The organism is Nitrospira sp. (genome assembly GCA_037045225.1).
In the GTDB taxonomy this organism is placed as follows: domain Bacteria; phylum Nitrospirota; class Nitrospiria; order Nitrospirales; family Nitrospiraceae; genus Nitrospira_A.
In genome coordinates, this window is record JBAOHZ010000009.1 from 963370 (window position 1) to 987677 (window position 24308).

The window sequence follows — 24308 nt, forward strand, 5'->3', positions numbered from 1 at the left end:
CCCTGCATCGAAATAATCTGCGCGTTGCAGGAATAACAAGCCATACATCATGAACATCGCCCGGGTTCATTGTCACGATTTAACTGCCACAGCTGAAACACGTGGCGACATCCTCCGCAAGAACGGACAGATCGAGCAGGCGATCATGGCCTATCTGGAAGGGGTGACCACTCCACCGGCAGCGGCCCTTTGCCTCAAACTTGCCCGTTGTTATGAACAGCGCGGCAACCATGCGGATGTCTGCCGGTGGGCGCTTGCGATCGTCGATTCCGGTGATGACTATTCGGCATGGCAGGCTGGCTGGGCCTTGTTTCAGCGCAACGCTGCAAAGGCAGGACGACAGGTGCTCAGATCGGTCAAGGTGGCGCTCCTCGGCAGCTATACCACCACTCAATTAGGCCCGATGCTGTGCCTGGCGGCAGAGAGACTCGGCATCCAAGTCGCCCTATACGAAAGCCAATACGGACAATACCAGCAGGACATCCTCAATCCCAGCAGCACGCTCTATGCGTTCGGTCCGGATATCGTCGTCCTGGCGGTTCACGAAGGCGACCTTCATCTCCCTGACTACAGCCAGAACCCAGAGGAGGATGTCCACACGGAAGTGCTTCGCTGGACCGGCCTCTGGAAGATGGTTGCAGAACGCTCCCGCGCCCGACTCGTCCAGCATAACTTCGCGCTGCCCTGCGAAGTCCCTACAGGCCATCTCGCCACCAGGCTTCCCGGTTCGCGATACATGATGACGCACGCAGTCAACGCGAAGCTGGGTGAAGCGGCTGCGAACAATGTCTCCCTAGTGGACTGCGAACGGCTTTCGGCACTCTTCGGAAAACAACGATGGTGCGATCCCCGATATTGGAACCTGTCCAAACAAGCCGTTGCCCTTGAAGCCCTGCCGTTGCTCGCAAGACATACCGCAGCGGTGATCGCCGCGGATCTCGGATTGAGCCGTAAGTGTCTGGTATTGGATCTGGACAACACCTTGTGGGGCGGCGTGATTGCGGAAGATGGATTGGCGGGCATCAAGTTAGGACAAGGGCCTGACGGTGAGGCATTCACGGCGTTTCAGGACTACCTTCTGAAACTCAAGCGGAAGGGCGTCATCCTGACGGTGTGCTCGAAAAATAACCATGCCGATGCCATCCAACCGTTCGAACAACACCCGGAAATGCGACTGAAGCTGGACGATATCGCCCTCTTCGTCGCCAATTGGGAATCGAAGCCGGACAATATCCGCACCATCGCCAAGACACTCCAGATCGGCCTGGATGCCATGGTCTTCGTCGATGATAACCCTGCTGAGCGGGAGATCGTGCGCACGTTTCTTCCAGAGGTCGATGTCATTTCCCTGCCGGAGGATCCGTCGCTGTACCTCAGGACCCTGTCGCAATACCTTCTGCTCGAAACAAGCTCGTTGACCGCCGAGGATCATGAGCGAACCGACCAATATCGAGCCCGCGCACAGATCATGAAATTGGAGGCCGCGGCCGGAACCATCGAGGAATTTTATCGCAGCCTTCGCATGCAAGCGATCGTGACACCGTTCGACGCATCGCAGCTGCCTCGGATCGCCCAGCTTATCGGAAAGACCAACCAGTTCAATCTCACCACCCGACGCCACGGCATGGCGCAGCTGGAAACCTTCCTCCGTGACGAGAACTATGTCCATCTCGCGCTACGGTTGCGCGATCGCTACACCGATCATGGGCTCGTCAGCGTCATGATCGCACGGCAACAGGAACACGTCCTCGATATCGACACGTGGCTGATGAGTTGTCGAGTCATTGGCCGAACCGTTGAAGCCACCATGCTGGAGCATCTCTGTCGGCGGGCGGCACAGCTCGGATGCACGTTCCTCCGAGGCACCTACTCTCCGACACAAAAAAATGCAATGGCGGCGGACGCCTTCGCCAAACATGGGTTTGAACGTGTCGGCACAAATGGACGTGATGAGATCTGGAGTTATGACCTTGCGGCGAAGGGCCTGATCGCCAATACATTTGTGACCTCTGTCCATACCTGGGAGAGCGCTGATGGGGCGTCCTGAATCGCAGTCCGGAGTCCGTGCCTCCTCGCCGCACATGACCACCATTTGTTTCACCACGCAGGATCTGGCTCAATTCAGCGCAGCCAGCGGGGATAGGAACCCTCTGCATGTCTCCGAGCAATACGCGCGGGCCTCGCCTTATGGTGAGCCTGTCGTATTCGGCATGCTGGGCGTCCTGGCGATCCTCGGCCATTTCCCCGATCGCCCGAAACAACGGCTGCGACACCTCTCTGTTGAGTTCCGTAATCCCCTCACCGTCGGCGTCCCCTACCGCGTGGAGATCGTGGAGCCATCGGGGGACCGTGCGGTCGCAAAACTCTATGATGCCGCCCGTCTCATGCTGAAAGCGAGTATGACGTTTTCGCCGGATCATCAGGCCCGGCACGAGACGGCCGATCAAGATGCGGCCGGGCTCACGGAAGCAGCAGACCGCACCAAAGCGCACCTGGGTGCCGGTACTCGCGTGAGCGGCCGATATGCACCGTCGATCAAAGAGTTGAGGCAACTGGCCGATCGCTGGAAACTCTTCGAAAAAGGCGCAACCCTGACGGACGTTTCGGCCATGATGTGGGTCAGTTACGCCGTCGGCATGGAGCTACCGGGAAAACGCGCCGTGTTCTGGCGATTGGAACTCACGTTGCCTGCCGATGGAGAAATGGGCCCGTCCCCACTCACCTATGAGCTCACGGTTCAGAGCTACGATGAGCGACTTGACTTGCTGCACACTACCGGGACGCTCTCCGTGGGGGCCAGCGCGTGCGCGACGACCGAGATGTGGGCCTTCGTGCGAGAGGACTCACCGCGGCCTTCACTGCATCGTCTCACTGACCTGTTGCCGAGATCGAATCGATTGAAGGACAAGGTCGCCCTGGTGATCGGCGGAAGCCGGGGGCTTGGCGCGGCCATCACACAGGCCTTGGCTTCGCAGGGCTGCACGGTTTTCTTGAATTACCTCCACTGCGGCGGGGAGGCGGAACAGATTCGGACGAGCCTTGGAGACGCCTCCGGCCTGATCGAACTGACACAGGGAGATGCATCAGATATCGATTGGTGCCGAACACTGCAACAGCATATCGTCGAACGACACGGCGGGCTTGATATACTGATTTGCAACGCGTCGCCCCCTATTCGCCCTCTCCCGTTCATACCGGAAAAGGTGGCACAGTTTCAAACCTTCCTCACCCAAAGCGTCGCGCTGGTGAGCATGCCCATGTCCACGTTTCTGAGCGACTTGGCTCAACGCTCCGGGTGGAACGTGCTTATCTCTTCGGCATTTGTGCAGGACCTTCCTGCGGACTGGCCCCACTATGCCACAGCCAAATGTGCACTGGAGGGACTGGCACAGTGGGCGGCCATTCAGAATCCGACGGTCCACAGTCTCATTGTCAGGCCTCCAAAGCTGTTAACGGATCAAACCAACACCACCGTGGGACGGCATGGAGCGATGGAAATCGAACGAGCCGCCGCTGCCATCGTGCAACAACTCACATGTCTCGATCGGTCACCGAACATGCACATACTGGATACGTTTTAGATGCATTCTGACTCTGCGCAACACGTCGGTACGGCGAAGCCGGCTAGCCATGCAAGCGGCCGCCTTCGGCTGCTATTCAGAAACAGGGGTCCCAGAAAGAGAGCGTTCCGTCGGCGCCATGATGCTGCCGAGATGATTACACACCGAAAATATCTGGGGGAATGAATGGAGTTGCACGATCGATTGGAAGAAGTGTTTCGCCAGGTGTTCGATAACGAGACGCTGGGGTTGACCGATGAGATGACCGCGTCCGATATCGAAGGCTGGGACTCGGTGGCCCATATCAATCTGATGTTTGGCATCGAGCAGGCGTTCGGAGTCCGATTCAAGGGCAATGAACTGGCCGACATGAAGAATATCGGCGAACTCAAACAGTTTCTGACTGGGAAGGGAAAGTCGTGAGTGATTATCGTTCGAGGCAGGTGATGGTGGATCCGGCCAAACAATGCATCTTGCGAGTTCAGAGATTCGTAGATCGTTCGGCACTCAGGAGCCTTCATGCCGGCCCCCATTCCACGCTCGTCACACAGAGCGGATGCACCTGTTCGACAGCAGAGCTCACATGACTATGGCCGACTCATTTCCGCAGAGCAATCCATCCTCCATTGTGATCGAACCCCGTACGGGATATGTCCAGGTCGGGTGGCGCGAGCTGTGGGCGTCGCGTGAGCTCTTGTACTTTCTCGCATGGCGAGATCTGAAAACAAGATACGCACAGACGGCGATCGGAGCTGGCTGGGCTCTCATGCAGCCTCTGCTCAGCACGCTGATCTTCACGCTGGTGTTCGGGTATTTGGCTAAAATGCCGTCGGATGGGTTGCCCTATCCCATCTTTGCGTTTGCTGCGATTCTCCCCTGGACCCTGTTTTCAAAAAGCCTCGAACGCAGCACGTTAAGTGTGGTGACGGAGGGAGGCCTGATTAAGAAAGTCTACTTTCCACGGCTGATCATCCCAATCGCTGCGACCTTCATCAACCTGGTTGATTTTGCCGTGGGCTTACTGATCCTGATCGGCATGATGGCCTGGTATCAGCAGGTTCCTCAGTGGACGGTGCTGTTCCTGCCATTCTTCGTGGTGATCGCCCTGCTGACTGCCCTCTCGGTCAGCCTGTGGCTTTCGGCTCTCAACGTGAAATATCGCGATGTGGCCTCCGTCGTTCCCTTGATGACGCAGTTATGGATGTTTGCCTCCCCTGTGCTCTATCCTGCGTCTCTGGTACCGGAATCGTTGCGCTGGTACTACGGCCTGAATCCGATGGCAGGGGTCATCGAGGGATTTCGGTGGGCTCTGCTCGGAAAGACGGCTCCTGATTGGACCATGATGGCTGTGAGTCTGGCAATGGTGGCGCTGCTCTTAATCGGCGGCGTCATATTTTTTCGGAGGGTGGAGCGTACCTTCGCCGATCTAATTTAGATGAGTGACACCGCTGTCAGCGTAACCGGTCTCTCCAAGCGTTATCGCCTAGGAACGACACATGCCCAAGACGGCTCCCTGGCCGGAGCCTTGGCGCGTGGACTCCGCCACCTTGCCGGTCGGCGACCGGCGCCTCCCCAGAGCAACGACACCCTGTGGGCACTACGCGACGTGTCGTTTGAGATCAAAAAAGGCGAAGTCTTCGGAGTCATCGGCACCAACGGCTCGGGCAAAAGCACGCTCCTCAAGATTCTTTCACGGGTGACGGAACCCACCAAAGGCCGTGCGATCATCAACGGCCGATTCTGCGGCTTATTGGAAGTGGGCACGGGATTCCACCCGGAATTGACCGGGCGCGACAATGTCTTCATGAGCGGAGCGATCCTCGGCATGAAGCGGCAGGAGATTGCGAAAAAGTTCGACGAGATCGTGGCATTTGCCGAGGTGGAGCAATTTATCGACACACCCGTGAAACATTACTCCAGCGGAATGTATGTCCGGCTCGGGTTCTCCGTGCTGGCCCACATGGATCCGGACATTCTCATCGTCGATGAAGTGTTGGCGGTCGGAGACGTCCGGTTTCAAAAGAAATGCATGGGGAAGATGGAAGATGTGGGACACCATGGGCGGACGGTGATTCTCGTTTCCCACGACATGCCGGCGATTACCCGGATGTGTTCCCGGGCGATTCTCCTGAACAAGGGAGAAGTGGTGCAGGCAGGACCGGCTCATGACGTGGTGAATCACTACCTCCACGCCGGGCACATTCAACCCGCAGTCGAATGGCCTGATCCAACCCAGGCCCCGGCCAATGACGTCGTTCGCCTACGTGCCGTGCGAGTCCGGACTGAGGCCGGCATCGTCACGGACCGATTCGACATCCGCAAACCGATTGACCTTGAAGTGGAATTTGATGTCGTGAAACCCGGACATATCTTTGTGCCGGTCTTCAATCTCTACAATGAAGAAGATGTCCTCGTGTTTATCGCGCACGACCGCGACCCCGCGTGGCAGCGAACCCCTCGCCCGACCGGTCGGTATACGTCCACCGCCAGAATGCCCGGAAACTTACTTGCCGAGGGAATGGTAGCCGTCTCATCCTTGATGATGACGGAAGATCCTTTTCGCCTGCACGTGCATGCCCCCCGAGCGATCGGATTTCGTGTGGATGACAGCGGGGACGGAGATTCAGCACGGGGGGACTTTCACGGTCGATGGCCGGGAGTTGTTCGGCCGCTCCTGGAGTGGCGAACCAGGTATATACCGGAATAGGAACCTGCAGCATCGCATCAGGGTGGTCCCTTGGCTACAAAGCCCTCCCTATTGGAAGGCAACCACCGTTATACTTGAGACACTCGTGCCCAGTCGGCCGGCTTGCGCCAGCCCCCCAAACATGCTACACCCAGCGCGCGAGTCCCGAGCAGGCACCAAAAGATAGGACGACGTGGAGAAAAAGACCAAGAAGATGGCCCCTCGGAAGAGCCTGGCAACCGAGGATCGAAAGAAAATGCATGTCGGCGATATCGTTCGCCGTCTCCGCAAAAGCCGCCACCTCTCTGTCCGAACTCTCGCGGACAAATGCGGGTTCTCTCCCAGCTTTATCTCACAGGTCGAACTCCGGCAGGCCTCTCCCTCTATTGCCTCCACCGAGCGGATTGCATCGGCGCTCGGCGTAACCCTTGGAGAGTTTTTCAGAACTATCAGTCCATCACACGCGGCTGTCATCCGCGCGGATGCCAGACCGGTAGTGGAAAGCGAGTGGTCTCGAGCCAGAATCGAAGCGATCGGGCCGATCAGTGAAGACAGCCAGCTAGAACCCATGGTCATTACGCTGGAGTCGGGCGGCGCCAGCGGATCACGGCCGTATGTACGTCAGGCAGAACAACTCGCCGTCGTCCTGCAGGGAACCGTCGAACTCACGTTGGAAGAAACCCTGTATAGTCTCAAGCGAGGGGATGCCGCCTGCATTCCGTCGCAAATTCATCATTGTTGGCGGAATAAGAGCAGAAAGCCGGCCCAAGTGCTGATTGTCACTGCCCACCGACACGTGTAGGTCCGCGTTCCACTCATACCTGGCTCTGTTTCCCCTCACCTTGCAACCATTTCTTCTGCAGTACGCCGAACACATTACCCATCAGGTATGTTCGGTCATGAACCAACCGGCAATTGAGAGGCGCTTGTGATCTCCCGCTGTTTGGTCTACTCGGCACACCCGATGAAACCGGGGCACGGTAAACATGACCAACGACCCCGGCTTGGGAGCGATACAATGCGAAATGGCCAGATCCGGCTTTCCGTTTTTTGTGTCACCGGTCGCTGAGTAGATCATCAACTCTCCGCCCCAATCACATTCCCATTCTTCATGGTAATAACTCACCATTGCGAGCCGACGACGGGGAGCAGGCTTCCCACCGGCCGGATGACCTTGATCCGTATCATCATGGGTGAGCAGGCAATCACCGGCGCTATAGGAATAGTAGCTGAACCCCAAATGCCGCCTGGTGATATTCGGGAACGATTCGATATATTCCTGAATGCAGGGCATCTCCAATCGACTGAGCAGGAGCTGTCCCTGCGGCTGGGCAATCTCAGCTTTTGCCCAGTTCCCGGAGTTGGGAAAATCCTGCCGGACGTATGACAAATCGTGCAACTGATTCCAATTCGCACGGTTCATCGCCTGTCGAAACTGAGTCCGCTCCTCAGCAGACCAAAAATTCTCGATCACGAGGACCGGCGTCTGATGAAACGAAAAGGATTCGAGACCGACCGGCAGCAGTGCCTGCCTGACTTGCCCTGATTTGATCTTCATCCCACTACTCCCCTATTCCCTGCTCGGTAGATCGACTACTCACCGACCCGCACCAACGACCCCCGTTCCTTACACACACTGAAGGTGTGATGGAACCATAGGATGACCGCTCCAAGATACACAAGATTCAACCCGCTGGCCAAGCTCAGACTGCTCAGGGGAGCGGCATGGGTGGCCAGAAGGCCGCGCATGCCCTCAAACACATGGGCGGCCGGATTGATCGAGGCCACGGCTCTCAGCCAGGACGGCAGGACTTCCATGGGATAAAACACACAGGAGATCGGCTGAAACAGAAACACCATGCTCCAGGCCAACACTTCCGCCTCCTGTCCAAACCGCATGATCAACGATGTCGTGAACACACCGATGATCCAGCCGGTGAGCACAAGATTCATGATGAACGGCAGCAGCCAGAGCCCGAGGATAAAGACGTTGTACCCGTAAAAGATCCAGGCGCAGACCGACATCACCATCGACACTGCCGTGATTTTAAACAGGCTCATCACCATGGTAGCCGCCAGAAATTCGTTCGGCGTGAGTGGGCTGGCGAACAGGTTCATGAGATTACGCGCCCAGATTTCTTCGAGAAACGAAATGGTGATGCCCTGCTGCGAGCGAAAGAGCACGTCCCAGAGAATCAACGCCCCGAGGAGAAATGTGACCACCGCCGGCATCTGGCCTTGAAACGTCGCCAAATAAACCGTGATGAATCCCCAGACCACGAGGTCGAGAAAGGGCCAGTAGATGATCTCCATCACCCGCGGCAGACTGCGGCGGTAGAGATACAGGTGACGGATCACCAGAGCTGCAATACGATGATAAGCCATCGGCCGCTAGGGCTTCCCTTCACAAGGCTTCTCGTGGCAGGACTGCTCGTAACAGGGTTTTTGGTGGCACGGCGGCTCGGCAACAGGTTTCTCATGACAATGCCCGCAGCCTTCATCGTGCACACCAAGTAGTTGATGCACCATGAGGCGGCTGCCTTCCAGGAAGGCCGGACCGATCTGCCGTCCATCCTCCAAACGGCAGAATGCTGCGACGAGCAACGCCAGCGGAACCCCGGCCAGACCGACCTGCAGCGCAGCACTCGTGAGCCTCGCCGAATCCGCCAGCCAGAGCGCCCCCGCCATCAACAATCCCGCAATGGCCGTGCTGCTGACGCTGCTCATGAAGATCGCCCAACCGCATGTCTGCCGGGCCAAGCCGATGCCGCCGATAACGAGCCACAACAGTCCCCACGCCAACATCAGGCTCAGACCTCCGATGATCAGGCCCAGACCGAACGACATTCCCATCTCAACCATGACTGCCCCTACTCCCTTCCACAAAGACCCGATCTCAGGTTGCCGCTACTGTTCGCGAGCCAACTTGAGAAACACATCTTCCAGATCAGCTTGTCCAAACCGAGTCACGATATCCTTCGCCGTGCCTTCCGCGACGATTTTTCCTCGCTGCAGGAAGATAATACGATCCGACATTTCCTCCATCTCCCGCATGTTGTGGGAGGTATACAGAATGCTGAGTCCGGTGGCCTGCCGTTCCTCCAGGAGGATGGCGCGGATCTTATGCGCGATGTCCGGGTCCAGGCTTGCCGTCGGCTCATCGAGAAACAGCACCTTCGGCTCCGTGAGCAGCGCTTTGGCCAGTGTGAGCCTGGTCATCTGCCCGGACGAAAGTTTGCGAGTCAGCTTGTTTCGCCACTCGTCCATCTCCAGCTTCTTCACCATCTCGTCGATGCGGCCGGCCATGTTGGACATCCCATACAACCGAGCGACGACACGGAGATTTTCCTCCACCGTCAGCGAATAGGGCAACGAAATGTATGTGGAGGAAAAATTCACCTGCTGGAGAATCGCCTCCCGGTTGGTCTGCAAGTCGAGTCCGAACATCCGGATCGATCCGGATGTGGGCGTGACCAACCCCAGCATCATCTGAAACGTCGTCGTTTTTCCGGCGCCGTTCGGGCCTAACAACCCGAGGATTTCCCCTCGCCCGATGTCGAATGAAATCCCGTCCACTGCCGTGAACTCGCCGAAGCGTTTGATCAGATTGCGTACTTCGACGACCGCAGATGACATGGAACTGGGGTTCCCGTGGCTTAAAACGACAAGAATTCCGTGAGTTTCTCAGGCAGATGACACGTTTCGCACTTCCGGCTCAAGACTCGACCGTCATACTCGGTTTTATTATCGTGACAACGGAAGCAATCCGCCTGTGCCCGTTTGTGGAGGACGGAACTTTCGGGATGTTCAGGCTTCCAGGGTCGGCTATCGGCCGACACATGCCCGCGAGGAATCACGATGGGATAGCCTTTGATCGGCCGTTCATGCACGACCGCCGCATGACAGGTCGTGCAGCCCTCGCCCTGCCCACGCTGACTGAATGCGTCCATGTGCTTGCGGTGGCTCATGACCAGTCCCACATCCTTCACGGGTGCCGGTAAATCCCGGGTCGCAATCTCCGACACGCGCAAGATGTTCCGATGACATCCCAGACAGACGGCTGAATCGACATGCGCGCGTAAATTGTACGGCTCGGTCGGTTTGCCGAACAGATAGATGGCGACGTCCCTGGTGCCATGCCAGGCCTTGTCTTCCAACCAGCCGACAACTCCTGGCCGAACGTGGCACGCCACGCACTCGACCTCTTTGTGGGATGATTCCAGCCAGCGCTCATAGGCCGGTTGAATAGTGTGACAGCTGGCACAAAACTTCGGATGGTTGGTCAGCGGAACCGCAACTCCTCCTAAAGCCACTGCGCCGGCCATGATCGCTCCGAGCACAATGACGGAGGTCTTACGCATTATCCCGTTGAGATTTGGGGAAGTGCCGGATGATGAGCGCCGCCACGCCGGCCACATCATCGGGGTCGAGCAGCGGGACCGCTGTCTCGACCGGCTTGTTGGACACGATGGCCAGCAGCCCATCCTGCGAGACCGGCACCTCGCCGATTTGATCACGAACCACCACGATCTTGGGATACCCCTCGCTCCGCCATCCCTCGGCCAGGATCAAATCATAGGATGCATCGAGATACTGTTCGCGCACCTCCTCGACGTTCATATGGTCCGACACATCGGCGAACATCGCGAGGCTGCTTTTCGAGATGATGACAACACTGCTGGCCCCGGCTTGTTTGTGACGCCAGCTGTCTTTGCCTTCCGTATCCAAATCGAATCCATGGCCGGCATGTTTGACGGTGGCCACTTTATATCCTGCCCTGACCAGTTCAGGGATCACACGCTCAATCAGCGTCGTCTTGCCGCTATTGGATCGTCCGACAAAAGACAAAATCGGCACGGACATGAACACGTTCCTTTCGCGGCTCAACAACAGGATGGGCGATGACCGGTCGGGGCCATCGGGGCCGCCTGCTCCAGCCAGGCCGACCCACTGAGCAATTGTACGGTCACCGGGTCGCCCGGATTAACCCGTTCCACCTCGACGGGAAGGTCGATCAGACAATTGGCTTTCACCATGGAGGTGAGAATGCCTGACCCTTGATCGCCGGTCGTCCGAACTTTGAACACTCCGTTCTCCCGCCACAACACTCCACGGAGGAAATGCCGGCGGTCGGTCCGCTTCGAAAACTTCTCCTGAAACACCGCCTCCAGCAGCGGGCGCCCAAACCCTCGCGCTCCCGCCAGCTTCAGCATCGCAGGTCGCACCAGTTGCTCGAATGTCACCATCGAGGAAACAGGATTCCCAGGCAATCCGAACGCCAGTTTGCCCTGAATCTTTCCGAAGGCAAGCGGCTGGCCCGGTCGGATCGCCAGCTTCCAGAAATTCATCTCGGCGCCCAGATCCCGAAAGACGGCTTTTGTGAAGTCGTAGTCACCCATCGACACACCGCCCGACAACACGAGAATATCGGCATTCAATCCGTGCGAAATCTTTTCTTTCAACGCGGCAGGCGTGTCTCGCGCGATCCCCAGCAGGATCGGCACGCCACCGGCCTCCTGCACCGCAGCGGCAATGCCGTAACTGTTCGAATTGATGATTTTCTCTTCGCTGAACCGCTCATCGAGATCGGCCAACTCATCACCGGTCGACAAAATCGCGACCCGTGGACGCTGATACACCAACACAAAAGACTTCGCCAGGATAGCCAGCATGCCCGCTTCGCCGGAACGAATGGTCGTTCCTTTGGGAATGATGCACTCGCCCTTTTTCACATCTTCCCCCTGCGGTCGGATGTTCGATCCGCGGGGCTCCGGCTTGAAGACACGCACCGAATCGGGCGTATGCTCCGTATCCTCGACCTTGAGGACGGTATCCGCGCCCTTCGGAATCGGCGCACCAGTCATGATCCGGATCGCTTGCCCCCGTCCCACAGTCTTGGTCGGCATCTTTCCTGCCGGCACATCTTCAATGACGGTCAACATGACCGGCTTGGCAATCGTCTGCTCCTGCTGAATATCTTCCGCCCGCACGGCAAAGCCGTCCATGGCGGAATTGTCCCACGGCGGATTGTGACGTTCGGCGATGATATCTTCACCCAATACACGCCCCAACGTATCGAGAATGGAGATCTTCTCAAGACCGAGCGGAGTCGTGGCGTCCAGCACAATACGCTGCGCCTCGTGGAGCGGAGTCAATCCGGTTGTTGCATCAAGAGCTTTCACGCGTCACCGTCCCATCAATGTTGCTGACGTGGCGCCAGCTTGACCAGCGATCCGCTCTTCTTGCAGAACGCTTCGACCTGATTGGCGATATCATGATACGCCTGCGCGGTTGCCGAATCGGAGTTAAAGAGCGCAAACGGCTCGCCCGCATCGCTCTGGGTCACCACATCAGGGTCCAACGGAATCCGTCCCAAGAAGGGAACACCCATGTCCAAAGCCGAGGCTTCGCCACCGCCCTTGCGGAACACATTCACTTCCTTATGGCAGTGAGGACACTCCAAGCCGCTCATATTTTCGACGATGCCGACGATCGGCACTTCGCTGTCCTTACAGAAGGTCACCGACTTCCGAGAGTCGAGCAGCGCCACTTCTTGCGGTGTCGTAATGATCACGGCCCCGCTGACACCGCCTAAGAGATCAATGGTCGTCACCGACTCGTTGCCGGTCCCGGGGGGCAGATCGATCAACAGAAAATTGAGATCCTGCCATTCCACCCCTCCCAACAGCTGATTGATGAATTCGTATTTATAGGCGTCGCGCCAGATGATCGGATCATCGGAGTTCTGCAACAAGAACGACATCGACGCGATCTTCATGTTGTAGGCTTGAAACGGAATGATTCCGCCCGAGGTGCTGATCTTCAGCTTCTGGCCTTCGGCGCCGACCATCTTCGGAATGTTGGGACCGTGAATGTCCATGTCGCAAATCCCGACATGCCAGCCTTTGAGCGCAAGGCTGACGGCCAAATTGGTGGTGCAGGTGCTCTTGCCCACTCCGCCCTTGTTGCTCATGACCAGCACTTTATATTCAATCCGTTCCATACGTTTCGCGACGAGCCACCGACTGTGGCCTTCCTTGTCTTTCTGACAGGTTTCGTTTTCGTCGCAAATGGCGCAGGCCCACATATAGGTGCAGGCATCTCCACCGCTGCTGGAACCGGGCTGTGAAATGACGTTTAACTCGCGTGGCATCTCAGACTCCTCATAAAGCGTACATCATGATGCGAACAACGAAAGCGTGCTTTCGTCATGTTGCTGAATCCTGCCCTGCCTTACCCTCGACGACCAGTCGGCACACCGACATAGTCACTATCACCGCCACCGGCCGGCATCGATGGCCCTGGTTTCCCAAGACCGGGGCCCGCCGCAGCGACCGCCGGCACAAGCGACTCTTCGGGAGCGGCCGCTTTCTTCTTGTTGAAGATTCCGGCGCTCACGATCCCGACCTCATAAAAAATGTACATCGGCAGCGCCATCAGGCACTGATTGAAGGGGTCCGGCGTCGGCGTCAGAATCGCGGCGAAGATAAACGCCGCGAGGAAGGCCCACTTGCGATATCGTTTCAGCAGCGGGGCATCCACCCAACCCAGTTTGGCCAGCAGGGTAATCACCAACGGCACTTCAAAAATGAGACCGAAGACCAGAAGAAACCACAGCGCGAATCCGACATATTGCGCAATCGACAGTTGCGGAATAAAGCCGGCATTCACGCCATACGAAATCAAAAAGTTGAGCGCAAAGGGGAGCACAAAGAAAAACGAGAACAACAAGCCCAAATAAAACGCCAGAGTACTCAGGATCACAAATGGACCGACAAATCTCCGCTCCTGCGCATGGAGGCCGGGCACCACAAAATGCCAGAACTCAATCAACATATAAGGAGTCCCCAGCACCAGAGCAAAGAGACCCGCCACTTTCACGTTTTGCCACAACGCTTCAGCCGGTGCGAGAAAGACGAAGGGGACGGTGGGAAGATCAGTAGGGATCCAGGACAGGGATCCGGGTACGAACATGTTCTGGAGCGGCACCCGGATCCACTTCACCAGCGTATCGGCATAAAAGAACGTTCCGACGAAGATAATCGCCGTCACGATGACTGCACGGGTCAGCCGGACTTGGAGCTCAACCAAGTGCTCCATGACCGGCATTTTTTTATCTTCAAGCGGCTTAAAGACCGTGTCTTGCAGCCACTCTTGAAACTTGAACCCGTCAGCCATTCAAAATCGCTTTCAGCAGGAGGCTTTCGGCCATCAGTCGGAATCAGACTGATAGCCGAAAGCGGTCCGCTGGTTGCTGTCTATTTCGGGTTGACGGCTACGAACAGATTGTTCCCCTGCCGACTCAGCAGGAGCACCACCATTTCGTCTTTCTTCACCTTGGCTGACGCCTTTTGGTAATCCTCAAGGCTCTTAACCACTTCGTGGTTGACCTCTTGAATCACGTCGCCACGCTGCAACCCTGCGGATTCAGCAGGGCTGCCGGCCTCAACGGAACTGACCACCACGCCGGTGGTTTTTGCAGGAATGTTCAACTGGCTCTGCATCGCGGCATCCAGCATCTGAACCCGTAACGACGCCAAGACATTGTCCGGCGGCTTCACCGTCTCAGCCGGAGGAGCGGCAGGACCAGGCTCCCGCTTGGCGAGCACTTCGTCAGACGGCCGCTCAGCCACCTTCACCTTCAACAGCTGCTCTTTCCCTTCACGCAGAATCTTGATGTCGGCGTCCTTGCCGACCCCCATCCGCGCGACTAAGTTCCGCAGCTGGCTGACGCTCTGCACCTCTTTGCCGTTGAATGCAATAACCACATCGCCACGGCGCATGCCCGCCGTATGGGAGGGACCATTCTCATTCACATCGCTGATGAGCACACCTTTGCGTTCCTCAGGCAACTTGAAGGACTTCGCCAGGGCCGGGGTAATTTCCTGAATGGCCACGCCCATCCACCCGCGCACCACTTTGCCCATTTTCGTCAGGCTCTCAACGATGTCCGTCGCGATGCTGCTCGGAATGGCAAAACCAATGCCTTCGGATCCGCCCGTGCGGGAGAAGATCGCCGTATTGATCCCGATCAACTTGCCCTGCAAGTTCACCAACGCTCCACCGGAATTACCCGGATTGATGGCCGCATCGGTCTGAATAAAGTCTTCGTAATCGGCAATGCCCACGTTCCCGCGTCCCAGCGCGCTGATAATGCCCATGGTCACGGTTGAGCTCAGGCCGAACGGACTGCCCACCGCAAGCACCACGTCACCGACCTGCAACTCGTCATAATCCGCCCACTTCATGGAGCTGAGGTCTTTGGCTTCGATCTTAATGATGGCCAAATCCGTCTTCGGATCGGTTCCGATGATTTTGGCCGGAAATTCGCGGCGGTCCGACAGAGTCACCGTGATTTGGGTCGCGCCTTCAACCACGTGGTTATTGGTGACGATATACCCGTTCGGCTCAAGGATCACACCGGATCCGGCACTCTGTTCAGGGCGATGGGGACCACCACCGGGAGGGCCTGGCGGGCCACCGGGTCCACCTGGCGGTTCCATACCGGGCGGCTCATCACCAGGGCCGGGAGGCGGGCCACCGAATGGTCCGCCCGGAGGAAGCTGACGACGACCTTCGCGACGCCCCTCCCCTCCACCGGTGACGGCAATGTTGACGACTGCAGGGGTCACCGACTTGACGATTTCTGAGAATCCCTGCGCAAACGCCGGGGGGACACCTGCCGCCTGAGCCTGAGACCCTGGCTGCATTCCGCCGACTAGGAGCGTGGCAGCGATCATGGGAATCCCTGCCAGTACGGACAGCACTTTCCTGCGCCGATGTCGATACGTCATGTGTACTCCTCTGGAAACCTGAAAATGAGGAACCATCCTCCGCGCCATCATGAACGAGTCATTCTACACTAATCACAGAATCGCCTTCAAAGAGGAAAACGCGGAGCCCGTTTCTCCGATACACAGTCGTCATGGCCTCGGCATCGCAACCAACTCAAGCTCCCGCTGCTCGACCCAGGCTCGCTGTAGATTCCCGGCCAATCGCTTCGCCGCCTGCTCCATCGACACCACACGAAGCGTCACAGGGGCGCCTTCATAGGACGGCGGCCAGATGCGCCGCTCTGGATCCTGCGGGCGCAGATAAATGACCGGGTACCACTGCGAAATCCCAGGCGCCGTGGGACTATCCAACGTCGCCATGGCTCGCCCCTCCGCGCGGAGAAGCTGTCGGCCTGTTGAGCCATCAACCAGGGCCGCTTCCGCCAAGGACCAGTTGTCGCGACGGAACCCCGGCTGCCGGTGGCTCGTCCAGCCGAGAAACAGCGAGGCGGGATACTCCTGCTCTGTGCTCGAGAGAACCACGACCAGGACATAGTCCACACTCTGCTGGCGCGCAAGGTCAGTCCAATTCGGATGCGGCGCACCCACCGGAATCTCACCGAGATTCACCACCCGCTTAATAGCAATGGGAAAGCCCAGATTGACCTGCTCACTGAGCGTCTCAGCCAGTCTTGCCTGAGCCTCCTCAGGCATACCCGGGGCCGCCTCCTGAGCCGACCGATCGGAGAGCACAACCAGCGCAGTTCGAAGCGGACGTTGCACCGGCAACTCAACGCCGGCTGATTCGTCGGCCGCGGCAAGAGCGACATACTGGCTCAACCGGCTGGGTGGAGACGTCACGGCACAACCGGTCAGCAACAACATCCAGGCCAACCACAGAACCCAGCCTTGGTTCCGGCTCATCGCACCCTCCCGCCAGAGAACTACGCTAGGGCATCCTACCGTGGTGCGATTACGATCGCCCCCGGTCGATGGCGCTGTCAAGACCCGATCCTCACGCCTTGCATTTCGCTCCTCGGTCAGATACCGTGGGGCACCATTCGCCGCTGGCGGACGGATCGGTCCCGCACAATCCGACACGAGGCTGTCCCGACGTGACACCCTGCCCGACCCAGACGCCTTCCCTTTCGGTCATCATCCCGGCCTATAACGAGGCGCAACGCCTTCCACTCTGCCTGAAGCAGGTCCTTGCGTATTTGGATGAACGCGGCGGGACCTATGAAGTCCTCGTCGTCGATGACGGCAGTCGCGACCAGACCGCGCAGGCAGTCGAGTCGGTAGCCCATCGCTGCCCCCACGTGCGACTCATTCGGCTGACCAGCAACATGGGAAAAGGCGCGGCCGTTCGCCGTGGCATGCAGGCGGCGCGTGGCACGTATCAATTGTTTGTGGACGCGGATGGAGCCACGCCGATCGAAGAATTGGCACGACTGGAATCGGCGCTCCTGGCAGGAGCGGATCTCGCCATCGGGTCACGGGCACTGGCGTCCCAAGATCCCACCTTCACCGTCCGGGCACGGTGGCATCGTAACCTGCTGGGAAATCTCTTCAACCACATCGTGCAACGCCTGGGCCTTCGCGATATTGCCGACACGCAATGCGGATTCAAGCTCTTTCGTCGATCGATCGCTCAAGACTTGTTTTCGGTCGCCTGCGTCGATGGGTATGCGTTCGACTTGGAGCTGCTCTATGTCGCGCGCCAACGCGGCTACCGGCTGGCGGAAGTCCCCATCAATTGGATCGACCAGCCAGGCTCGAAAGTTCGCCCCTGGCGCGACGGGTTCGTCATGCTGCAAGAACTCCAGGCCATCCGGAAACGTGACTCGCAAGGGCTGTACATACGACGCGGCCGGCTCGCACCAAATGGCATCGAACCGGCCTTAGCCTCCACAAACCCACTCATTTCTAACAGGCATCCAGCCGATCATTCCCGCCGTCGCAAAATCACCACCTTGGGATCGGCATAGACCGGCTTCCAGGCATCGTGCGCCTCCAAGGCCAGCGCGAGCGCGCTGCCCCGCTGGATGAGCCCCCAATCGACGGCATACCGGTCCAACAACGCCAACTGAGGCGCGTCCTCACGGTTCAGCTCCACATAGTCCTGAAAGATCTGCCGGTCGCCGATCCGCCAGGCCGGCATGCGACCATCAATGAATATTTTCTCGCCAGGAAGGTGCCAGAGGAGAAACCCGCCATAGCTGTAGTCGTTATACAACCTGGTTCCCACTTCCTCCCGATGGCTCCGAATCCATCGCACCGCCTCAATCGGATATTCCGTCTGTTCAAGATACACATCCGGCGACGTTCCCGATAACCAGACGTGCTCCAGATGTTCGGTCCCCAAGGCATAGAGCGCACCGGCCGTTCCAAGGGTCAGCATGAGCACCACCGCGACCGCGTGCGACTTCACAGCCGGCACCCACCGAACGCAGGAGCCGATGGCCAGCGCGAGCAACTCCGCCACCAGCGGGAGGCTCACGATCAGGAACAGCGTGACGTTCCGCCAATGCCGTAGCGACAACCCAAGCATGAGCACCAGCAGGCCCCATCGAACCGGTTCCACCCGACGATACCATCCGACCATCAGGCACGCGAGCCCGGCCAGATACATCCCATAGGCCTTTCCGGCCCATCCCTGAAAAGACACCGGCTGCCATTCCCGCAACGTCTCGATCATGAACCGATCGGTCAGGGACTCATAAATCTCCTGGTAGAGCCGCCATCCATAGGGATTCAGCAAGGTGAGCGCCACCGCGATGCTCAGCGCAATCGCACAGCGGCAAAGATCGTCCCAACTGAGCACCGGCTCATCACGTGTCACCGCAACCACAGACCACTCCGTGCAGACCTTCATCAGCACGGAGAGGCCCAACAACACACCGGAGAGAAAAAGCCCCGCCGTAAACCCGCCATGCAGGTTTGCCCAGAGCAGGAACAACGGGGGCAGCCCCCAAATCCATGCCCGCTGTCCATCCTGAATGTGACGCCACCCCCACAACAGCATCGCCACGCCGAGCAAACTCACCAGTTGCGTGCGTGCGCCAAGGAACGGCAAGGCCACCCAAAGGCTGGCCACGATGGCCGCCAATCGGTAGGTCCGAGGCACCCTGGCTTGCCATGCGGCCACCCACCAGGCCAGCGACGTCACGCCGCCGAAGAACAGGATCAGACCCAGGCCGCCCACCGGATCCATCACCCGGTAGATCATCGCCAGCAATCCATCAGTCAACCAGGCATGCTCGATCCAATGCCAATCCGGCATGGTATGGGAGTAGGGATCGGTCTCCGGCAACCGCCAGCCCTGGGCGATCAAATCCAGCCCGGCGCGCAGATGCCATCCCAAGTCCGGCTCGACCAACGGCTGCAGCGTGAGATTCAGAATGAAGCCGACCAGAAGACACTCAAGCAACAGAACGACCAGGCGCTGAGGGGAGGAATCAATCACACGAACGGGCTCAACAGACATGATTCGAGATGGCCTGTGGAGAGGATCTGCCCACCAGTAGATTGCCGAGCACTAACCACTCCACCTGAGTCCGCTGGAAGCAGCGCACCGCATCTTCGGGCGTACAGACGATCGGCTCCTGCACGTTGAACGACGTATTCAGCAGCACCGGAACACCGGTGAGTTGTCCGAACGCGGTCAGGAGGTCATAAAACCGCTGATTGGCCTCACGCGTCACCGTCTGGACCCGAGCCGTGCCGTCGACATGCGTGACGGCCGGAAGGATTCCTTTCGCCGAGGCCTTCACCCGCACCGTGAACTGCATGTAGGGTGATGGAGCCGGCATCTCAAAAAAATCGTGCGCCCGATCAGCGAGTACCGATGGAGCGAAGGGGCGAAACGTCTCCCGGCATTTCACTTTACTATTGATCAACTCCCGCATGTCTTCCCGCCGTGGATCCGCCAGCAGGCTCCGGTTCCCCAGTGCACGAGGCCCCCACTCCATCCGGCCTTGATACCAGAACACGAGACGCCCCCGTGTCAACTCAGCGGCAACCCGCGCATACAATTGATCGTCTGTCAGGGACTCGGCCACCAGGCCCGCCTGGGACAGCGCTGCCCGACACGCACCTTCATCGAAGTGTGGCCCCAGGTACGCATCAGTCAAGCGACATCGTCCCGCCTCCCGGTCACGCCTCGCCGTCCACCACAAGGCCGCCCCGAGCGCCGCGCCCGAATCGCCGGCGGCCGGCGGCACGTAAACATCTTTGAACCCCAGTTCGGCCCGCAGGCGGCCGTTGGCCACGCAATTATAGGCAACCCCACCCGCCAGACAGAGTGATTCAGCCTGCGTCAGGGTGCGCAGGTGACGACCGAGATGGAGCAGCGTATCTTCCAGGACGAGTTGCGCGCTGGCAGCCAGATCGCGGTGCCGTGGAGTGAGTTCCTCCGTCGACTGCCGCGGCGAGCCGAACAGGCGCACAAATTCCTCGACGAAGAATCCGGCGCGGGCGAGATGAAAATCAAGCAGCCGGACATTCAATTCAAATCGCCCGCGTGGCAGCAGCCGCACAATATGCTGACGCAGGGCAGGAGCAAACGTCGGCTCCCCGGAGGACGCCAGGCCCATCACAATGTATTCGTCCCGGTCAGGGCGAAACCCAAGAAAGGCCGTCATCGCGGCATAGAACTGACCGAGCGAATGGGGAAGCGGGGTGCGATCCAGCACGGTGATCTGACTGCCGTCACCGGTTGCCATCAGGGTGGTATCGGCTTCAGACGCGCCGTCAACCACGAGAATCGCCGACCGCTCGAAGGGCGACACCAGAAACGAACTGGCGGCATGGCACACATGGTGATCGAGAAAGACCGGTTGGATTGCGCCCGCATCCACGCGTGTGGTCAGTTCCTCCCGCAACCGGAACAACTCCATCCACTCCCGGCCGACCCGCTCCAACGAGCGAGTCCCTTTCACTCGGAACAGTTGCGGGGAGCGCAGCATCGCCGTCAGGGCGAGCCGGGCACGCCGCCCGATCTGCCAATATTTCCAGGGAACGGCAATGGCCTCGACCTCACGCAAGGTGATTCCCGCCTCACGCAGGCAATAACGAATCGCCTGCACCGGCAAGGCCGTCACGTGCTTCTCACGAACGAATCGCTCTTCTTCCGCCGCCGCCACAATACGACCGTCAGAGAGGAGCGCCGCCGCCGCATCTCTCATATTGGAGAGGCCGAGCACCAACACGACGAATCCACCACCTTCCGTTTAAGAGCCGGAGCACCGGCGGCGGTAGAATAAACGAGCCCTGCACGGGTCGCAAGCCGCACGGGCAGTCGGTTGCAAAGCCCCCTCCTTTCCTGTACCGTTCCTCCTTCAAAATACGGCTAGAGGAGGCCTTGGCTTGAAGACGCACCGCGCGCTCATTCTTGGAATGCTCTTAATCCCTGTGCTGGCTTCCGTCAGTTGTGAGAGTATCAAGTCCCGTTTTGCCCGGCAGACGCTGCCAGATCTCGGCCCCCCCGTGCCCCTGACGCTTCAATTGGATGTCGACCAGTCCCTGGCCACCGCCAAGGCCGAATACATTGACAACTGCGGACGGATCCATCTGTTCTCCATCGGTCCGACCGTCGAAGACATGCTGATCCAAGCTGCCCATCAGACGTTTCGTGCCGTGGTACTTCCCGGCAGTGATGCCAGCGCCGGAAAACCGGACGTGACGGTACGGATACGCATGCTGGACCCTCGATTCAAAATTCAAACCGACGCGCTCTATGACCGTGCCCCGGCCGAGCTCAGCCTGGACGCCCTCGCAGAGTTCTTCGATGCATCCGGCGCACCGTTGGCCGAGCGGCCCTTGCAATCCACGCGAAAAGAACGGGTGCAGCTCGAGCTGACCCAACAACGCTGCGACTACATCGTTGATCCCCTGCTTCAGGATACGTCCACCGTGTTGGCGACGCAGTTCATGCAGGAAGCGCGTGTGTTGCTGGCTCCCACCCATCCGGCAACCGCAGCGACCGCCCCCCAATCCGTCGCAACGACCGAGCGTTCGCAGAATCCCCCCCCCGCCCTGTCTTCTGCAAGCGCGGCCACCACGACGGCACCTCCGTTGTCATTCAAGGCCACGCTGCTGGATGAAAACAGCAACCAGGTTTTCGAGGGCGGCGAACGGATCCGTGTGCGAGTCGACGTCGTCAACACCAGCGCCCAAACGGTGCAGAACATGGCCGTTCAACTGACCGGCCCGCCGGCGCTGATTGCGCAATTCCCAGCCACCACGTTATCAACGGGGGCCATGGAAGCGGGCAGCTCCAAGTCCTTGGAATTCATCGCGACCCTGCCGCAATCGCTCAGTCCACAGCAGGCGGAGTTTCACGTTTCCCTGGCAAGCGAAACCGGTCAACCCACGTCCCCACCCCAGAGGCTCGTCGCCACAGTACGGTCGACCGGCATCACTACCGACGACGTGGACCACATTCCCGCACCGACCACAGGGGGACAGCGAACCAACGACTATCTGCTGTCCATCGGACTCAGTAGCTATCGGGAACAGCCCATCGGCGCGCGCAAGTACGCCGCCCTTGATGCCGAAATGGTAGCGACCTACTTTCAGTCATTAGGGGGATTGCCGAAACACAACGTACGGCTGCTCCAAGATTGGAGCGCCTTGCGCCCTGATATCGAGGAAGCGCTGCTCGACTGGCTCCCGTCGAAAATTACCCAGGACTCGCTCGTCACCGTGTACTTCGCCGGCCAAGCAGTCGTCTCGCCGACCGGGGATACCTTTCTGATTCCCTATGATGGCTCCCTGGGATCACCCACTCGCCTGTATCCGTTCAAGGACTTGGAGGCGGCACTGGAACGATTGAAGGCGAGGCAGGTGCTGTTCATATTCGACGGGTCTGTGCTCAAGAACGGCACGAAAGGCGCAGCGCCGAAATGGACCGGGCTGACGGGGAAAGTACTACACTTGGTCGGCACGACGGGTTTTGGAAAAAGCCTGGAATCAGATACCTTGCGTCATGGATTGTTCACCTACTATCTCTTGCGAGGACTTCGCGGCGAAGCAGATCTCAACCGAAACGGTGAGGTCACGATCGGCGAGGTGACGGACTTCGTCAATCGGAAAGTCCCGGCGGCAGCGCGCACCACCTTCAAGCAGGAACAACAACCGCAAATTCTCCCTGCGCTGCGAGCCCAGGATAAAAACCTGGACGTGATTCTTACCAAACCACCTACCATTCCTGCGACCAGCAAGCCCTAACGGAAACGACGGTCTCTTCCAGCCGTCTCGATCGACTCACAGAAGCTCGCAGTCGATCGCTTGGAGCGACGGACATCATCCGCCCCCCATTCTTTCTCCGCTAGATTATGGATGCCGTCGCCGGCTGCATAAAAGAATGGGGGCGGCAAGGATACCCTCGCCGCCCCCAGACATTCAGCCAATCAGCTGAAACGTTCGACTACTCTTCTCCGCCCTTGCAGAAGCTGCGCTCATAGTTGATGATCATCCAGGCTTCTTCTTCGTTGATAGCCGCAGGGATCAAGGACACCATACCGGTTCCTGCGCTGCCGTTCTTGATCACCCAGAACAGCTCGCCGTCCTTCCGCTTCTTGTGGAACTTGCAGTTGGTGAAGTTACGCGGGCTCGGGTTGAGGATCGCGCCGGCAGGACCGTCGCCTTTTCCTTCTTTCCCATGGCAATTGAAGCAGGTGCCCTTGCCCTCATACAGTGCCTTGCCCTTGGCAATGCTTTCCGGGGTGGAGGCAACCGGGTTCTTCATCGCCTTTGCATCCGCCATTTGATCCGGCGCAACACGAGGCTTCAACGGATCCTTTTCTTCAGCTCCCACCACCGCCACAGACAATAAGGTGACGGCCGCGCACACTCCAACTAACTTAGAAAAATACCCCATCAGAACTCCTCCTTTGTGTTGAACCCACCGCATGAACAACGACTCGCTTATCAGAAACAGCGTGGCAAAAAGCCGGCGATAAGGGCGACAAAACAGGCGAACTATAGCAACGCGTTTTCTGTCTTGTCAAGGGAACGGGCGGCCCTCGTTGCCCTCTCTCCGCCTCTGCCCGCCTACCGCAGACTCAAGGGCCGTGCCAAAACCACAGATGTGAAAAGAGGCTGAAATTGGGCGATTTTTACCGTTCAGATGCCTGACTGGTACGTACCAGCATTCAACCGTGACACCTTTGCGCCCCAGAGGCCCCCTGCGCGCCTCATTCCTTTGTGCGCGCGAGGCCCAGCGGAGCTCCTGGCGACAGGCGTTGGATGGGAGGGACGGAGGGACACGGGGGGGAGGGAGCAGCA

The 24308-nt window shown here is 58.7% G+C and carries 22 protein-coding genes; 8 read left to right on the forward strand and 14 right to left on the reverse strand.

The annotated features are described in order from the left end of the window. The first annotated feature begins 49 nt into the window (after window positions 1-49). The 6 genes from V9G17_05275 (at window position 50) to V9G17_05300 (ending at window position 7048) form a co-directional block, all read left to right on the forward strand. Window positions 50-2047, forward strand: a complete 1998-nt coding sequence (locus V9G17_05275; protein MEI2751995.1) for an HAD-IIIC family phosphatase — start codon at window positions 50-52, stop codon at window positions 2045-2047. Continuing rightward, window positions 2034-3581, forward strand: a complete 1548-nt coding sequence (locus V9G17_05280) for an SDR family NAD(P)-dependent oxidoreductase (GenBank protein MEI2751996.1) — start codon at window positions 2034-2036, stop codon at window positions 3579-3581. Before V9G17_05275 ends, V9G17_05280 begins: the two co-directional genes overlap by 14 nt. A 165-nt stretch (window positions 3582-3746) precedes the next feature. Further along, on the forward strand, window positions 3747-3983 hold the full coding sequence (locus tag V9G17_05285) for an acyl carrier protein (GenBank protein MEI2751997.1): 237 nt from the start codon (window positions 3747-3749) through the stop codon (window positions 3981-3983). Between the two features lie 160 nt (window positions 3984-4143). Next, complete coding sequence (locus tag V9G17_05290; protein MEI2751998.1) at window positions 4144-4995, forward strand: ABC transporter permease; 852 nt, start codon at window positions 4144-4146, stop codon at window positions 4993-4995. Then, window positions 4996-6267 carry an ABC transporter ATP-binding protein gene (locus V9G17_05295; protein MEI2751999.1) on the forward strand — a complete coding sequence of 424 codons (1272 nt, stop codon included), beginning with the start codon at window positions 4996-4998 and terminating at the stop codon, window positions 6265-6267. A gap of 172 nt (window positions 6268-6439) precedes the next feature. Continuing rightward, entirely contained in the window at window positions 6440-7048 is a 609-nt protein-coding gene (locus tag V9G17_05300) for an XRE family transcriptional regulator (protein MEI2752000.1), read from the forward strand. A gap of 81 nt (window positions 7049-7129) precedes the next feature. Here V9G17_05300 and V9G17_05305 read toward each other — a convergent pair whose 3' ends face one another. The 11 genes from V9G17_05305 to V9G17_05355 all read right to left on the reverse strand — a co-directional run bounded on the left by V9G17_05305 (window position 7130) and on the right by V9G17_05355 (window position 16943). Then, entirely contained in the window at window positions 7130-7804 is a 675-nt protein-coding gene (locus V9G17_05305) for a 2OG-Fe(II) oxygenase family protein (GenBank protein MEI2752001.1), read from the reverse strand. Window positions 7805-7839: 35 nt separating this feature from the next. Then, window positions 7840-8631 (reverse strand): ABC transporter permease, encoded by a 792-nt coding sequence (locus V9G17_05310; protein MEI2752002.1) that lies wholly within the window; start codon window positions 8629-8631, stop codon window positions 7840-7842. A gap of 6 nt (window positions 8632-8637) precedes the next feature. Beyond that, window positions 8638-9108 (reverse strand): hypothetical protein, encoded by a 471-nt coding sequence (locus V9G17_05315; protein ID MEI2752003.1) that lies wholly within the window; start codon window positions 9106-9108, stop codon window positions 8638-8640. A 45-nt stretch (window positions 9109-9153) separates the two neighbouring features. Then, window positions 9154-9882: an ABC transporter ATP-binding protein gene (locus V9G17_05320; protein ID MEI2752004.1), complete on the reverse strand. Its 729-nt coding sequence runs from the start codon at window positions 9880-9882 to the stop codon at window positions 9154-9156. A gap of 20 nt (window positions 9883-9902) precedes the next feature. Next, the gene (locus V9G17_05325; GenBank protein MEI2752005.1) at window positions 9903-10607 is read right to left on the reverse strand and encodes a NapC/NirT family cytochrome c; all 705 of its coding nucleotides are present in this window, start codon (window positions 10605-10607) and stop codon (window positions 9903-9905) included. Continuing rightward, window positions 10600-11109 carry a molybdopterin-guanine dinucleotide biosynthesis protein B gene (mobB, locus tag V9G17_05330; protein MEI2752006.1) on the reverse strand — a complete coding sequence of 170 codons (510 nt, stop codon included), beginning with the start codon at window positions 11107-11109 and terminating at the stop codon, window positions 10600-10602. The genes V9G17_05325 and mobB overlap by 8 nt, the downstream gene beginning before the upstream one ends. A gap of 20 nt (window positions 11110-11129) precedes the next feature. Next, window positions 11130-12428, reverse strand: coding sequence for a gephyrin-like molybdotransferase Glp (glp, locus tag V9G17_05335; GenBank protein ID MEI2752007.1), 1299 nt, complete (start codon window positions 12426-12428; stop codon window positions 11130-11132). Window positions 12429-12442: 14 nt separating this feature from the next. Beyond that, complete coding sequence (locus tag V9G17_05340; protein ID MEI2752008.1) at window positions 12443-13399, reverse strand: Mrp/NBP35 family ATP-binding protein; 957 nt, start codon at window positions 13397-13399, stop codon at window positions 12443-12445. Window positions 13400-13479: 80 nt separating this feature from the next. Beyond that, window positions 13480-14424 (reverse strand): twin-arginine translocase subunit TatC, encoded by a 945-nt coding sequence (gene tatC / locus V9G17_05345; protein MEI2752009.1) that lies wholly within the window; start codon window positions 14422-14424, stop codon window positions 13480-13482. A gap of 80 nt (window positions 14425-14504) precedes the next feature. Next, window positions 14505-16040, reverse strand: coding sequence for a Do family serine endopeptidase (locus V9G17_05350; protein ID MEI2752010.1), 1536 nt, complete (start codon window positions 16038-16040; stop codon window positions 14505-14507). Window positions 16041-16169: 129 nt separating this feature from the next. Beyond that, window positions 16170-16943 (reverse strand): hypothetical protein, encoded by a 774-nt coding sequence (locus V9G17_05355; protein MEI2752011.1) that lies wholly within the window; start codon window positions 16941-16943, stop codon window positions 16170-16172. Between the two features lie 68 nt (window positions 16944-17011). Between V9G17_05355 and V9G17_05360 the strand changes: the two genes are divergently transcribed. After that, window positions 17012-18007, forward strand: coding sequence for a dolichyl-phosphate beta-glucosyltransferase (locus V9G17_05360; GenBank protein ID MEI2752012.1), 996 nt, complete (start codon window positions 17012-17014; stop codon window positions 18005-18007). Here V9G17_05360 and V9G17_05365 read toward each other — a convergent pair. Together V9G17_05365 and V9G17_05370 are read right to left on the reverse strand one after the other, a co-directional pair. Next, window positions 17965-19485, reverse strand: coding sequence for a hypothetical protein (locus V9G17_05365; GenBank protein ID MEI2752013.1), 1521 nt, complete (start codon window positions 19483-19485; stop codon window positions 17965-17967). The genes V9G17_05360 and V9G17_05365 overlap by 43 nt on opposite strands. 10 nt (window positions 19486-19495) lie before the next feature. Next, window positions 19496-21229 carry a carbamoyltransferase C-terminal domain-containing protein gene (locus V9G17_05370; GenBank protein MEI2752014.1) on the reverse strand — a complete coding sequence of 578 codons (1734 nt, stop codon included), beginning with the start codon at window positions 21227-21229 and terminating at the stop codon, window positions 19496-19498. Window positions 21230-21386: 157 nt separating this feature from the next. On the opposite strand from V9G17_05370, the gene V9G17_05375 reads away from it, so the two are divergent. Next, on the forward strand, window positions 21387-23249 hold the full coding sequence (locus tag V9G17_05375) for a hypothetical protein (GenBank protein ID MEI2752015.1): 1863 nt from the start codon (window positions 21387-21389) through the stop codon (window positions 23247-23249). A 199-nt stretch (window positions 23250-23448) separates the two neighbouring features. Here V9G17_05375 and V9G17_05380 read toward each other — a convergent pair whose 3' ends face one another. After that, window positions 23449-23901, reverse strand: a complete 453-nt coding sequence (locus tag V9G17_05380) for a c-type cytochrome (protein MEI2752016.1) — start codon at window positions 23899-23901, stop codon at window positions 23449-23451. Window positions 23902-24308 lie beyond the last annotated feature (407 nt).

Excerpts from the sequence above, each read along its gene's own strand:
- V9G17_05275 (MEI2751995.1), top strand. The coding sequence starts at position 50 with ATGAACATCGCCCGGGTTCATTGTCACGATTTAACTGCCACAGCTGAA.
- V9G17_05280 (MEI2751996.1), top strand. The coding sequence starts at position 2,034 with ATGGGGCGTCCTGAATCGCAGTCCGGAGTCCGTGCCTCCTCGCCGCAC.
- V9G17_05285 (MEI2751997.1), top strand. The coding sequence starts at position 3,747 with ATGGAGTTGCACGATCGATTGGAAGAAGTGTTTCGCCAGGTGTTCGAT.
- V9G17_05290 (MEI2751998.1), top strand. The coding sequence starts at position 4,144 with ATGACTATGGCCGACTCATTTCCGCAGAGCAATCCATCCTCCATTGTG.
- V9G17_05295 (MEI2751999.1), top strand. The coding sequence starts at position 4,996 with ATGAGTGACACCGCTGTCAGCGTAACCGGTCTCTCCAAGCGTTATCGC.
- V9G17_05305 (MEI2752001.1), bottom strand. The coding sequence starts at position 7,804 with ATGAAGATCAAATCAGGGCAAGTCAGGCAGGCACTGCTGCCGGTCGGT.
- V9G17_05310 (MEI2752002.1), bottom strand. The coding sequence starts at position 8,631 with ATGGCTTATCATCGTATTGCAGCTCTGGTGATCCGTCACCTGTATCTC.
- V9G17_05315 (MEI2752003.1), bottom strand. The coding sequence starts at position 9,108 with ATGGTTGAGATGGGAATGTCGTTCGGTCTGGGCCTGATCATCGGAGGT.
- V9G17_05320 (MEI2752004.1), bottom strand. The coding sequence starts at position 9,882 with ATGTCATCTGCGGTCGTCGAAGTACGCAATCTGATCAAACGCTTCGGC.
- V9G17_05325 (MEI2752005.1), bottom strand. The coding sequence starts at position 10,607 with ATGCGTAAGACCTCCGTCATTGTGCTCGGAGCGATCATGGCCGGCGCA.
- mobB (MEI2752006.1), bottom strand. The coding sequence starts at position 11,109 with ATGTCCGTGCCGATTTTGTCTTTTGTCGGACGATCCAATAGCGGCAAG.
- V9G17_05340 (MEI2752008.1), bottom strand. The coding sequence starts at position 13,399 with ATGCCACGCGAGTTAAACGTCATTTCACAGCCCGGTTCCAGCAGCGGT.
- tatC (MEI2752009.1), bottom strand. The coding sequence starts at position 14,424 with ATGGCTGACGGGTTCAAGTTTCAAGAGTGGCTGCAAGACACGGTCTTT.
- V9G17_05350 (MEI2752010.1), bottom strand. The coding sequence starts at position 16,040 with ATGACGTATCGACATCGGCGCAGGAAAGTGCTGTCCGTACTGGCAGGG.
- V9G17_05355 (MEI2752011.1), bottom strand. The coding sequence starts at position 16,943 with ATGAGCCGGAACCAAGGCTGGGTTCTGTGGTTGGCCTGGATGTTGTTG.
- V9G17_05360 (MEI2752012.1), top strand. The coding sequence starts at position 17,012 with ATGGCGCTGTCAAGACCCGATCCTCACGCCTTGCATTTCGCTCCTCGG.
- V9G17_05380 (MEI2752016.1), bottom strand. The coding sequence starts at position 23,901 with ATGGGGTATTTTTCTAAGTTAGTTGGAGTGTGCGCGGCCGTCACCTTA.